Genomic DNA, 13,701 nt, shown 5'->3' with positions numbered 1-13,701 from the left:
TGCAAGTTTATCAGCGTTTTTTCGCAGGGACACATTGCGAACGGAACCCGGTTTAACGGACAAGCACCAGGTCGCCTTTACGGTTCACTTGTTTCCGGCCCCACGCACATACATAGGTAAGGTCATAGTAATAGGTACCTGTATCTACGATACTACCGTTCATCGTGCCATCCCACCCCTGTGTTGTTTTCGTGCTGTAAAACACACGCTGCCCCCAACGGTTAAAGACCGACAGCATGTAACCGGATACCGGGCTGCTAAACACCGGTACGAATTGATCGTTAGTACCATCGCCATTCGGGGAGAAAGCATTGGGAATACCGGCATAACAGCAGGGCTGCTCTGCTACGGTAGCGGAAATAGTACCGGCGCAACCATATTGATCCGTCACGGTAACGGTATAGGTACCCGCTGCCAGGTTGCGGATCTCCCGCTCCTTTACCGCGGGAAATTCCTTCCAGTCATAGTTAAAAGGCGCGGTACCGGTCCTCAGTTCCAGGGTTACCTGTCCCGCACGTCCGCCGGCATCACACCAGGCATCGCGGACCTCGGCTGCGATATGGGGAATATAATCGATTTTTTCCAGGGTTACCGTAGTATCAGCAGTGCAGCCATATTGATCTCTTACTGCAACCCGGTAGGTGCCGGGAGCAAGGCCGCCAAACCGGGTCACTGTATCATAAGGCGCGTTATCGATCCGGTATGTCCAGGGCGCGGAGCCACCTATACCTTTAGCTATGATCAGGCCGTTGCTGCTCGCGCAGATAGGATCGTCTATGGCGGCAATGCCCGCCCAAACCGGCGGATTGGCTTTAACAATAATCGTACTATCGAACGTACATCCATTACCATGGGTTACCCTTACCGTATAGGCGCCGGGAACAACACCGGCGAGGTTTTGCGTAAGCTGTGGCGGGTTACTGTTCCAGCTATAGCTTATGGGTGTTGCACCGCCCTGGGGATGAAGCGTCACCGTACCATCGCTTTGGCCATCACATACGGGATTGCCGGGTATACCATTCAGCACCAGGGGCGCAGTGCCGAAGGTAAAGTACAGCCCATTGGTAAAGGGGTAGCTGGCATAAAACACGGTACCGTTATCCTGCAGCGGGATAACCGTGACCCCGGAGACAAAAGCGGGGTCTGCGGATACCAGCAACGACCCTGCCTGTGCCGGGGCATTGGCTGCAGGCAAGGCAATAGTTGCAAGGCCCGCCGCGCCGCTAACCTGCACCTTCCAGGTGCGCGGCATCCGTGCCAGCCTGCCGTCGGGACTACACAGGCTGAACAAGGTATCGCCATTGTTATCGCCGATAGCCAGGAACGACCGGTTCGAGGAAAAGGCGGTCGTGTTGCCGGCATTCATACCGGGAAAAACGCCGCCATAGGCATTCCCGTTATATACCGTAACCATAGCGCCAGTATGTACCGACCGGGATTGTTTTTGGTAGAAGGCAGATGAATCGTCGCGACCGGTAACCGTTACGCGGTTCTGATAGGTATTGCTGGCATTCCAGAACAGGCTGCCATCGGTAGCCCTATAGTCGACAGGCATAGCAGTATTGCCCAGGGTTACGCCATATTTAGCTGCCAGGTAGCTTTCCAGCCTCGAGAACTCTTGCGGATTAAGCTGCCGGTTATAAGTCACTATTTCGGCAATCCGGCCTGTACCATAATAATATCCGGTAAAAGATCCGATAGCAAACCGGTAGGCGCCACTGCGGCGAACACCGCAACTGCCGGCATTTTTGAGTCCGTTAAACGTGTTCTCCTGCTGAACGGTGGCCGCAGTACTGGCCCTGAAACCCCATAGGTTCGCACGGCCCGCGTTGGCAACGCCCATAGCCCAGTTGGGACCGGTGTTCCCGAATTCGGACCCGCTATAGCCGGTACCCGCATTACACCTGTTTGCACCACAGGGCTGGTTGGTAAAGTTGGACGTTACCGTTGCCAGGCAACTGGCTCCCGTTCCCACCCCGGCTATGGTACCTGCATCTGCTTTAACAACGGCTTCGAAGTTGGCAAGCGCCTCCTTACTGAAGCAACCGTTATTAAATTGCAGGTAAGCGTTGAAATTGAAAGGTAACGGCGTATTATCGGCCAGGGTTGAGGGACCGCCGTTCTGCGTAACATTAACCAGGTCCGGGTTTACGGCCTGGTTGATCCAGGTGGTAACCGTTCCACCGGCAACGACAATGCCGGCGTCTGCTTTGAACCAGGCGGTTAGCCCGGCCTGGACGCCACCGGGGCTTTGTGCAAATAGGCTCAGCGCCGATGTTGTAAAAACAACGAGTACAATAAGGGTCCGGCGAAGTAAAAAACTGTTCATTGGATGTATCATTTAGTTATTGGTAGGAATAGTTCCGGCGTATATAATTTCCCGGGTATACGATCCGGCCGGAAGATCTTTAAAAGATTTCCCGGAAGTGTCCGCTGGCTTACATTGTGCTTGCTCCGGTAACCGGTCTTGCTTACGCATGTGGTATACTTCCCGGCCTGGGGGTGGCGGGTATTGATCGATGAATAACAGGCAGTCTTCGATAGCGCGATTCCAATCAGTACCCTGATCTGTTACCGGGAGTGTTTTATGCAGCGTTGCCAGGGAAGTGCAGAGTGTATGGCGAAGATCGGGCGCTGCCGGTATGAGCGCGCAGCAGGCAACAGGAACGGCGCAGGGGAGTTTGTGTTTAAAGGCAGGCGACACAGTTAAGGTCACAAGACTGATCAGCGTGAGGACTAAGCGGGAAAAGGAATAATTCATTGCAGGTTATTTAAAATAATGGGACAACTACGCCGGCCGGGGTTTCAACGTTGATAAAACCGGTAGCGCAGTTTGGTCCTTATCATTTCCCCACCAACAATAGTTCCTGCTAATTCGAGATTATATGCCACTTCCCCCGGTTCCTCTTCCGAAAAATGATAACGATAGAGCTGCAGCAAACAATAATCAACAGCCCGGGCAAATTGTGCCTCGCAGTTTGCCGACCCGGTTGCCTGGCAATGCTTTGCCAGGGTTGTGCCAATAATGTTCCGGTAGCCGATCGGTGCTGCCAGAGCGGACGAAAGACAAGCGATCACCATACGCTTGTTCCCGTCCGGGAGCAATGCCAATTGGCACAGCAACGGTTCTTTTTTGAGTAAGCTCCGTTGTAAAAAATGAGGTAAAGAGTGGATCATCGTCGTGTATGCAGGATAATTACTGTACTACAAAGAGAAGCAATAGCCCGCACTCTTATGCACCCTAATAAGGGTGTGGAGCTACCCCCTAAATATGGGGTGTTATGCAGAATAGTCCATGTTCAAGAGCGCAAAAGAACCGGAAATCAGCGTACCTTTCGGCCCCGTCCGGACCACGATACGCCCCCCCATTTGCCGGGCCCTTCGCTTTATATTGGCCAGGCCCATACCCGCTTTACCAGCTAAGGGGTCAAAGCCACTGCCATTGTCCGATACCGAGAACCGGCATTCGCCTGCAGTAAAACCTACCTGTATAAAGATCGTATCGGCATGTGCATGTTTTAATGCATTGGCGATCGTTTCCTTCAGGATAAAATAGAGCTCATTGTTTTGCACAACCGGTAATAATTCCAGTTTGCCGGCATCCACGTCTAATAACAGCTGAACGGCTTTCCGCTTGTTAAACTGTGCAGCGAGCAACTGCAGGCTCTGATCGATATCGTACCGGATATCCGGGCTGCTTTGATTAAGTGCATGAATATAGTTCCGCGCATGTTTATAGATGCCGTTAATTTCCTCTTCGACATTACAGAATACACGCTTTGATGCTTCGTCCGCCACAGATTGCTTCATGTCCGATACATAAAATTTCAGGGCCACTAATGCACTACCCAGTTCATTATGCATATCTTCTGAAATATGGGTACGTTGCGCCTGCAAAGCCTTCAGCTGATCATCCAGCAATTTCGTTTCCTGCAATAACATCACCTTAGCGATCTCGATATTCTCCAGCTCCAGCTGCCGCTGCCGTTCCCCTTGCTTTTTTTGCTTCAGCCTGTTTATAGCAACCAGGGCTATTATAGACAAGGTAAGGGTCAATATAATTACAACCGCCGTCAGCAATATGATCTTGTTTTGTTTGGAAGCGATCTTCTTGTCATTATGCAGCCTGTCGATCAACGCTTCTCTTTTGCCGTTTTCGTACCTGGCTTCCAGGTTATAATAAACTACGCGTTGCTTCAGCAACTCTACAGAATCCTTATGCCTCGAAGACTTTACCAGGTAGCCCAATGCCGCCTCCCATTCGCTCTTGTTATACGCTTCTTTAAACAGGTCTTCATAAATGTAATAGATATCGGGTACGCCGGCCTGTCTGATCACCGAGTCATTCAGGAAGTTTTCCCGGATACGTAGCCGCTTAAGCGGCGTTTTTTCAAGCCATAACTTAGCCAGGGCGTGGTAGACAACCATTACTTCGGCCTGGCTCATATCATCTTCTTCGATATTATTTTTATCGGTTGCAGTATCCAGGTAGTTCAGGGCAAGTTTAAAATCCCCGTTCCAAAACGCAATACGTCCCAGTATGCCATATACCGTAGTCCGCCACTGCGGCGCATTGCTGCAACGCTGTCTTACCTCCTGTACCAACCTGGTAGCGGAATCCTGGTACCGGGTATTGTGGGTTTTCCGGAACAACTGGCTATAAGCTTCAGCAGCTACAAGATTGGCTATAGCCAATATATGCGTGCTGCGGCGCGGATCTGCGTCACAATACAGCCTGGCTTTCCGGGTATACCCGATAACATCATTCTGGAGTTCCAATGCCGCATAGGCATTGGCCAGGGTCAGGTAGAGATAAGGCGTTGCGAAGTTGATCTTTTTATTTGTTTCTCCGGGTAAGAGTTCCAATGCATGGTTAATGATATCGATGGCCTCGGGCATTTCGTTTCTAACCAAATGCACATTCCCCTTCATTGCAAGTAGCGACAGTTTTATGGTCCAGGTGGCAGTATCGTACACCGTGTAATCGAGCGCTTTTTGCTGGGCCGCCAATACCCGGGGATAATCTTTAGAGTTATTATACCAATAAATAGCAACCGCATAGGCGCTTTTTGCCTGCTCCCGCTTATCCTTGAGGCTGTCCATGCTATGCTCCATCCTGCTGCAGATCCGGTCCAGTTCTTCCTCAAATCCATCCGCCTCGAATGTTACACCGACGTTTGCCAATAGCAGTCTCGTCTCGAGTGCCGTAGGCCGCTGCCTGTCGGCAGGTAAGTAATCTGGTGGCAGCGCTTTGCATAGCGCATCACTGAAAGGTAACAGCGCTGCACCTGCTGCAGGACCAATACACAGAGCTATAAACAGCAGGAAAATAGGAAGAGATCTCATGCCCCATTTATTATCGCAGCATACAAAGGCGGTTGTATAGCATGCCGGTTCTTATCTTAATGAACATTCTTTGAATAAATGCCGTGCTCCATAGCGAAGGTCACCAGGTCGACAGTGCGGTTCATCTTAAACTTGCGCATAATATTTTTCTGGTAGGAAAGCACCGTGTGCAAACTCAGTTTCAACTCGTAGGCAATTTCTTTAACGGTTTTCGCATTGCATAATTGCTGCAGCACTTCCTGCTCGCGGGGTGTCAGGTAGAAATTGATCTGTTCTTCTGCAATAAAACACCTGAGGAGCTGTTTGCTTATTGCCCGGCCTATATATTGCCGGCCATCTGCAACTTCGGACATAGCCAGCAGGAATTCATCTATATCCGCCTCTTTAGTCAGGTAACCATTGGCGCCCGTACTGAGGGCGTGCCGTACCATCTGGGGATTATTGATACTGGTCATAATAATGATGCTGATGCCGTTGCCCCCACCCGCTTTCTGCCTGCATGCCTGTATCACATCAAGCCCCTGCACCCCGGGCATGAGCAGGTCCAGGAAAAGCAGGTCAATCCTCTCTCCCCCTGTGTAAGCATCGAGAAAACGCCTCGGATCGTTAAAAACAAGCGTCTTTTCTACCTGTGTTGCATTGGCATGAATACAATTACTTAATGCTTCCGTCAACAATTTATGGTCATCTAATATAGCAACTATCATAAGGCCCTTTCTAAAGAAAACGAGAAAAAAAGATGCAAATTTTGCAAAGCAAGAACATATTTGCAATGCATTTGCTTTAATTAACACTAAATATCTGTTTAGCCAGGGTAATCATCATGCAACAACCGGCCGGCAGCAAGCACGCCATACGCGGGGCAATACCAGCATTTCTATAGCGTATTAAAAATGTAACCTTTTTTTTCGAAACATACGGCAATACGTCATACCAAAGGTTTTAATAGCAAAAGCCGGGTTATACAACCCGGCTCGCTTATACCTGTATCGTCCTTACCGCTAAGGTTGATACAAGACTTTGCATGTTTCTATGGTGTTACTTGCTATTCTTACTACATACAATCCGGATCCAGACATTGGCAGCGCTATATACAAGGCCCCCTGGTTATAGTTGGGTATAGCTGTTTGTTATTGGTAGCTCAAAGGTCGGTAAATCCCCCGGCAGCATTTGTACGCTTTCTTATGAAAATCCTGTACTATTTATTACTACATGCCAGCAGGATTATGAGTATGAGTTTATTGGCAGCATAAGCAGGGGCTCCAACCCGGCGACAGGTACACCGGAGCCCGCACACAACTGCGACTCAGCAGTGAAGCCCGGGTACCATCTCAAAACCGGCAGGGTTCCGCTAAAAACGAATGTTGCCGGAAAAGATTCCGGCAACATTCAGATTAATCAATAAAGTATGTTATTGCTGCTGCATTATTTTACAACAGAGACTTTCCGGATAATGGTTCCTTTGTCTGACTGCAGGTGCAGCAGGTACATGCCCTGGGCTACCTGGCTTACCGGCATTACTGCCTGTGCGCCTTTTACTTCCTGGCTCAGTACTTTCTGGCCCTGGATATTGTACAGCTGGATAGCGGTAACTTTACCTTCGAAACGGCTCAGATCGATGTTCAGTTTATCGGAAGCAGGCACAGGATAGGCATTGATCTTATCCGCACCTTCTACGTTTACGATTTTGGTAACGTTGTTTGGGAAGATTTTGGTAAGTGCCTGCTGGCCGCTGTTGAAGTTACCGGCGCCACCGCCTGTACCTAAAACGCTCGGAGAAAGATTGTTCACGATAAAGTAACCGTCTGAAGAACCACCCCAGCCCCAGTTGATGTGGAACCTGTTGATGCCGTCATAACCGTCGAATACGAATGCGTGACCACCACCGGAACCGCGACCGGTATACAGGATAGGCCTGCCAGCGTCAAGCTCTGTTTTCAGCAAGGCGATCCATTCTGCATCTTTATCGGCATACTGGCTACGGGCAAGTCCTTTGATGTCGGTGCTGTATTTAAAATAAGTTTTCAGCGCATATTCAGAACAGTGCTGTATAGGGCTGCCTGAAGAGATAACGAAAGAACCGCTACCGCCGGCACTTGCATAGTTATAACTCATATCCACACTTACACCACAATGGAACATAAGCGTAGCTATTGCGCCACGCTGGGCACTGTTTGAATTGGTGGTGAGCTCGTTCGGCATATTGGCCCACATATAAGTGGTATTGGCGAAATCGGCTGTTTGTACGGCATTGATCGGAGCCGGTGCGGTATAGCTGTGGTTACCCACACCAACCTCAGGATAATTCCAGAATTTCATAATCTGTGCCATAGCCGTAGCTACGCAACCGGTTGGTGTGTTGGACGGGCAAAGATCTTCGAAACCGTTTCCGTCCTGGTTCCATTTGGTACGCAGCAAGGGCGACACATCGGTACCTCTTGCCAGGTCGTCTTTACCGGTATTGGTGATCAGTTTGTTCCAGTCGGATGCAATCGCTGTTGTAGCAGCAACCTGGTGGTCGATCACGGCAGATATCTGTTCGTTGTAACCATCCATCCAGTAATTCACTTCGTTATTGGTAACTGCAACCGGGAATTTATTTTCTGCAGAATAACCCAGGACCGGGGTAACGGCATCATCTCCCGACACGATCACAAAGCCTGAACCGTTATTTACATCGAAAATATAAAGAGAAGCCTGGCCTGAAGTACCTAAAGCAGTGTAGGTTTTGGATAACTGGAGATTTAAACCCGCAGCCGCCGCTACTTTTTTAGACATGAAATTTTCTGCTACCTTCTGAGCCGTCTGAACACTAACAGGGTTTGCAAAAGCGCCAAGACCGCAAGACAGAAGTGCTGTAATACTGAGTAATTTCCTTTTCATTTTTATCTTTTTAATTATTAATTGTTCCCGGGCGCCTACAGCCCGGCATGGTTTTAAGGTAAGACAGGGTTTATCGGGGCGGTAACGGTCGCTTATTTGTTTATTGCGTCAGCCTGACCCGGGCATAATTTGCACCCTATCTCCCTATTGTTAAAAAAGACAATTAACAGAGCTAAGCATACCAGGGCATTTATGTTAATTAGTGTAAAAAAAACGGAATCTTACGGTATGTTCCTTTTTAATTACGTAAAGCACACCGTCGACCGGGTAGCCGGGTTCATGGCCGTATAATGCTGATGAACGGCTTGCGCCCCCACACCGCTTTTTTTATTAACAGGATGCAAAAGGCATTAAGGAACGCCGGAAGCTACCCGGTTTTACCTACTTTTATCCGGGAGGGTTACGGGTTACTTGCCACAGGGCAACCCTTCCTAAACCACCTGAAAAAATGACTAAAAACCTGCTTACACTTTGCTGCGTAGTCAATGCTTTATGCACCTTTGGACAAACATCCAAAGACCTGCTTGCCGATAAAAGAACGGGATGCACGATATGGGCGCCCGGATATACGCCGGACGATAGTATAAGCTGGACCGGCGGCTGCAAAAACGGGTTGGCAACCGGCAAAGGAACCCTGGCTTATTACACCGGCAAAGAAAAGGTATTGACTTACCTGGGCATGATGCAGGAAGGAAAGATAGAGGGGGAAGGCCAGGTCAGGCTGGCATCGGGTATTGTAAAAGAAGGTCATTTTTCAAATGGAACACTGAACGGCCATGGCCGTATTATCTACGACAACGGCCGCCGGAAGACCGAAGGCAATTTTGAAAACGGCCTGCTTACCCTCGACCCGCCCTATCTCAGGCGGCTTTCGAATAATGAGATCGCTATCGCGGATACGGCCAGGATGTATGTAGGCGACGGCGATGGTAAAACGCTATTCTATAAGGCGCTGGTACCCAAAAAAAATATTAAAGGCGTGCTGGTACTGATCCCGGGCACCTGGGAAACGGTACCCCATTTGATCGGGAGCAATAAGGCGCTGTGCCAGCTGGCTTTTGACCATAACATTGCCGTGATCGTGCCCTCGCTCAACCAGCGTTTTATTATGGACGACCAGGTAGTAACGCTACTCAACACTTTTATCGGTGAGGCGATCCGCAAATATGGCCTGCCGAAAGACCGTTTCATTTTAGGAGGCTGGTCTATGGGCGGATTGTTCAGTGTGCGATACGGTGAGCTTGCTGTCGCTGATCCCGGCAGGACCCTGATCGTTCCGAGGGCCATCATCAATGTAGACGGGCCCATGGACCTAGAAACCCTGTATCATAACTCCGAAAGAAGTTTCAAAAAGAACCCGGCGTTACCCGAACCGAAATACGCCATGAACGAGTTTAAAAAATACATAGGCGGAACGCCGGAATCGGTACCGGAAAAGTACCGCGCATATTCAGGATTTTCAAGATCGGCCGAGGATGGCGGTAATGCCCGCTACCTGGATAAAATGCCCATCAGGACCTATAACGACGTAGACGTAAACTGGTGGATAGATAACCGGGGCCGCGATCTTTACGATATGAATGCCTTAGACCAATCGGCGATGATCAACCTCTTGCGGCAGAACGGGAACGGCAATGCCGAGTTTATCAACGCTTATGGTAAAGGATTCCGTATGGAGGGCGACCGGCATCCGCATTCCTGGTCGATAGTAGATGCCGGGGAATGCATACCATGGATATTGAAATGGCTGCAATAACACGGCCGGGGCAATAACCCTGGCCACGAAACATTTTTACCGGAAGATCACTTCTTGTAAAACAGGGCCCCTTCAATACCCCTGGCCGTCTGCAACCACTGATCGTCGAGCAGCATGATATCCAGCGGCAGTTCCAGGGCTTCGTCGCTTAAGGCGTCGTTCAAGGCATGATGCAATGCGGCAGTTGCATCGGCGGATTGCACGGACATGCGTATCCCCAATACAATACTCATCTCTCCCTTCATCGATTGCGCATACTGGTACGCCTCGTCAATGGTATGCACCTGCCTGAAGTTGGCCGCCAGCCTGTCGATAACATGCGAAGGAAGCGGCCTGGCCGGCGTGCCCACCAGCACTTCGGTCTCCTCCCCGATAACGGTTGTGGTAATATTGCGCCGTTCCCGATCCAACACAAAACTATTTTTCCGGCCACTGTTAATCACGATGCGATCGATACCCTGCTCGCGGCAAAAGCCTACGAGGTCGCGCATGGCCATGGCCGTATATTCAGCAGGTTGTTTACACCATTCCCAAAGCGATGGTTCATCGCTAAAAGCGCCCAGCACCTTAAGTCCGTCGCTGTCGAACACACTCGACAAGACCAGCTTCGAACCGGTTTCGAGCGTATGCCATACATTAGATACCCTGCCATCATTAACAGAAGGCAGTAACAGGAAACAGTTACCGGCTACGATCTCGTTCATCACCGCGCGGTAATTATCTTCGGATGGATTGTCGCCCCAGGCATCGAGCAGGTAGATCAGCTTTGTATTTTCAGGATGCTTCGGCGCTGCAGTGGCCGGCATGTCACCCGCCTGTTTCTGTTTGCCAAACAATTTCTTGAGTAGATTCATAATTTTTCGGGGCAATAGATATCCTGGTAAAACTGCTAATTTACCATAAACCTGACGTACAACAAATATCCCAAACTCCAATCCTGGCGCAATCTTTGAAATTTCATCCGGCACAGATCGCCTGTAATTGCCCTTTGGCAGGCAGGCAAATTGCGAACCAGTACAGGAACGGCGATAAGCCGCCGGGTATTAAAAGAAGCGGTGATGCTGCCGTACCACGAGGTTATCCTTTACCCGGTAATAAACATAGTTATTGTCCTTCGGGTCAATAACCGGCTTTTGAGTTCCCGAAGGAATAATCTGGTCAAAGAGGATCAGCCCTTTTTTAAGATCGTAGCGGAGCAAATGATACTGGCGTTGCGCCGTAACATAATAAATAAGCGTTACCTGGTCGGCCCCGGTCCTGAACTCGGCAATATACTTATCGGGCGGCGCCGGAAGGTCCGGGCCGGCGTTGAAGGTCAAGCCCCTTATATCGACAGGCGCCTGCCCTTCCAGGCTATACATCTTACTGGCCAGTGGCAACATACAATAGGCCTTATCGAACAGGGGTAATGCATGATCATCATTCCTGTAAATATCGGGCATCGGGTAGTCAAATATCTCCAGGAACCGCAAGCGTCCCTGTTCCGGGCTGAGCTTCGCCAGGAAACGGTTACCATGCAGGCTTTTTACCGTATCAGCTTTCCTGATGCCTGCAAAACAGGCGCCTTTATAATAGTGAACAGCCGGCACACAGCGGATCTGTTCTCCCGGGTCCTGTAAAAACGTTTTATGCAGCAAAGGCATACCGGGGAAGACCATCGTACCCACGGCGCTGTCGCCGAAGGTATGCACTGCATAGAAGCGCGTCACGGCGGTATCGGCCCCACCGGCAGCCGCAAGGCAGGCATAGGCGGCAACCGCTACCAGCCCGTTGCCGGATAAAGAACAGTACTGCAACACCTCCTGGTCCGGGGTATTTAAACTGGCCAACGCTTTTTTATGCAACGCATAGGCGCCCTTACCCAGCGCCAGGTCAAAAGCTGCCTCCACATCCTGCCGGCCAACTGTAAACGTCTTTTGGTATTTGCCATCCGGCAGGCTGACCACGTCTATTTTCTTTTTTTGGGCATCGCAGAAATAAAGCCGGCTGCCGTCGGTCAGCATCGTTTCGTAAGCATTATGCGCTACCTGCTCCGGCAGCAATAAGGTATCGGATACCGGCGCCCGGTGGCGCTGCAGGTTTATGACATCTTCCTGTGTGAATAGCTTCAATTGCTTCCGGAACCGGGTATCACCATTGCTGCTCACCAGGTTCAGGGCAGAGTGTCCCTGCATACTGCGGAGATGGAATAAAGAATCGGACCAGGTATAGGTAGCATCGTAGTCGCGGAGCGACAGGGACCGGATGATCTCGGCAGAGTCCTTCCGGTATTGCGCCGCGAATACAAAGGTAATGGGCGGGATATTTGCGTTTGCATGCAGCAATTCCATGTTTTTAATACAGGATACGCCTTCTGCGGGATCAAGTGCAATGACTAGCCGGTCGGAGCCGGCCGGGGTACGGGAACAGGCAATCAGGGTAAACAGTAAAACGGCAAGAACAAGCCTTTGCATGGTTATGGATTTATAGCGGGCCGCTAAACTCCGGGGGTGGATGTATTACCGGATCGACCCCGGCAAAGCTAATAAAAAGGGGCAGATAACCGCAACCACAGGACGGGAATCCTTAAACTGACTTATAAACGGGGCATATCGGGACATGAACGGTACATATGGAAGCATAAGCGTACTATGCCCCACGCTAAACTACTCCAAATGAGCAATAAATATCCCGCTCAAAAAACAGGACGAAGGCCGGGTAAGCTCCCGGCAGAGGAACAATTTTACCGTCCCTTCCGGCCCTCTTTAAAACTGCTTCGGCTTTTGCTGCCGCCCGGCCAGGACCGCTATTTCATCGATCCGTTTTTGGCGGGTCTCCGATCTTTTGGCCAGTACGATCCATTGCAGCATCATTTTCTTTATCGTCCTGCTTAAACCGAGGAAATAATCTTTTGCACCAGGATGCTCAGCCAGCGCCGTTTCCAGGTCGGCAGGCAGGATCAGCGCCTCCACGGTATCCAGTATCGTCCAGGAACCATTTTGCTTTGCTTTTTCGATGCTATCAAGGCCCGGCTTTGCCATCAGCCCTTTTGCAGTAAGCTGCTGTACCTTTTCCTTATTGATCTTCGACCAGGTACTATTGGGTTTCCGCCTGCTGAAGAACTGGTGCGCCGTTTCTTCATCGATCTTAACTTTCTTGCTGTCTATCCAGCCAAAACACAAAGCCACATCGACGGCTTCGCTCCAGGTGATCGTCGGTTTGCCCGATGCTTTGGTATAAAAAACAAGCCATACAGCTTGTTTCGAATCATGGTTTTTGATCAACCACGTTCTCCACGCTGTAAGGCTTGCCGGGTAAAAGATTGTTGTTTCGTTCATGGCTATTTGACTACGGTAGCTTCCAGCTCTACGCTCAAAGTGGCAAAGAGGCCTTTTACTTCGAGCAGCGTCATCGCTTGCCGGATACCATATTTTTGAATAAAGGGTACATAAACATCCATACAGGTGGTGAAGAACGTTTGCGTGGATGTGGTGTACACATTCAACCTGACGATATTTTTACAGTCGTAGCCGGCTTCGCTGATCAGCTGTTCCAGGTTTTGAATGGTCTGGATAAGCTGTGTGCGCATATCTGCATCACTGGGCGCGCCATGAGCATCTACAGCCGCCTGGCCCGAACAATAAAGCGTACCCGTTACGTTTTTTACTTCAACGGCCTGAACCGAATTCGTGTGTTTGCCCCATTCCCAGGGATCGAAAGTCTGTTTTTCCATTTGT

At 50.1% G+C, this 13,701-nt stretch carries 10 protein-coding genes; 1 reads left to right on the top strand and 9 read right to left on the bottom strand.

Features of this window, described 5'->3' with window-relative positions; translation table 11 throughout:
- Positions 1-52: 52 nt before the first annotated feature.
- The 5 genes from B0I18_RS10070 to B0I18_RS10045 form a co-directional block, all read right to left on the bottom strand.
- The gene (locus tag B0I18_RS10070; protein WP_181358414.1) at positions 53-2,329 is read right to left on the bottom strand and encodes a DUF8202 domain-containing protein; all 2,277 of its coding nucleotides are present in this window, start codon (positions 2,327-2,329) and stop codon (positions 53-55) included.
- Positions 2,330-2,805: 476 nt separating this feature from the next.
- Positions 2,806-3,177, bottom strand: coding sequence for a hypothetical protein (locus B0I18_RS10060; protein ID WP_146146710.1), 372 nt, complete (start codon positions 3,175-3,177; stop codon positions 2,806-2,808).
- Between the two features lie 102 nt (positions 3,178-3,279).
- A complete protein-coding gene (locus B0I18_RS10055) occupies positions 3,280-5,346 on the bottom strand; it encodes a sensor histidine kinase (RefSeq protein ID WP_106522549.1) in 2,067 nt (688 codons plus the stop codon).
- A gap of 56 nt (positions 5,347-5,402) precedes the next feature.
- The gene (locus B0I18_RS10050; protein WP_106522548.1) at positions 5,403-6,053 is read right to left on the bottom strand and encodes a response regulator; all 651 of its coding nucleotides are present in this window, start codon (positions 6,051-6,053) and stop codon (positions 5,403-5,405) included.
- Between the two features lie 718 nt (positions 6,054-6,771).
- Positions 6,772-8,229 carry a T9SS type A sorting domain-containing protein gene (locus tag B0I18_RS10045; protein WP_106522547.1) on the bottom strand — a complete coding sequence of 486 codons (1,458 nt, stop codon included), beginning with the start codon at positions 8,227-8,229 and terminating at the stop codon, positions 6,772-6,774.
- Between the two features lie 448 nt (positions 8,230-8,677).
- Between B0I18_RS10045 and B0I18_RS10040 the strand changes: the two genes are divergently transcribed.
- Complete coding sequence (locus B0I18_RS10040; protein WP_106522546.1) at positions 8,678-9,985, top strand: hypothetical protein; 1,308 nt, start codon at positions 8,678-8,680, stop codon at positions 9,983-9,985.
- 47 nt (positions 9,986-10,032) lie between these two features.
- Here B0I18_RS10040 and B0I18_RS10035 read toward each other — a convergent pair whose 3' ends face one another.
- From B0I18_RS10035 to B0I18_RS10020, 4 genes are all read right to left on the bottom strand, one after another.
- On the bottom strand, positions 10,033-10,839 hold the full coding sequence (locus B0I18_RS10035) for an SseB family protein (protein ID WP_106522545.1): 807 nt from the start codon (positions 10,837-10,839) through the stop codon (positions 10,033-10,035).
- Positions 10,840-11,028: 189 nt separating this feature from the next.
- Positions 11,029-12,438 (bottom strand): hypothetical protein, encoded by a 1,410-nt coding sequence (locus B0I18_RS10030; RefSeq protein ID WP_106522544.1) that lies wholly within the window; start codon positions 12,436-12,438, stop codon positions 11,029-11,031.
- A 291-nt stretch (positions 12,439-12,729) separates the two neighbouring features.
- On the bottom strand, positions 12,730-13,302 hold the full coding sequence (locus tag B0I18_RS10025; protein WP_106522543.1) for a YdeI/OmpD-associated family protein: 573 nt from the start codon (positions 13,300-13,302) through the stop codon (positions 12,730-12,732).
- A gap of 2 nt (positions 13,303-13,304) precedes the next feature.
- Positions 13,305-13,697 (bottom strand): RidA family protein, encoded by a 393-nt coding sequence (locus tag B0I18_RS10020; protein ID WP_106522542.1) that lies wholly within the window; start codon positions 13,695-13,697, stop codon positions 13,305-13,307.
- Positions 13,698-13,701: the final 4 nt, after the last annotated feature.

Origin of the sequence: Taibaiella chishuiensis, assembly GCF_003014535.1 — a bacterium.
Taxonomy (GTDB): Bacteria; Bacteroidota; Bacteroidia; order Chitinophagales; family Chitinophagaceae; genus Taibaiella; species Taibaiella chishuiensis.
This window is presented reverse-complemented; position numbering and strand designations above follow the sequence as displayed.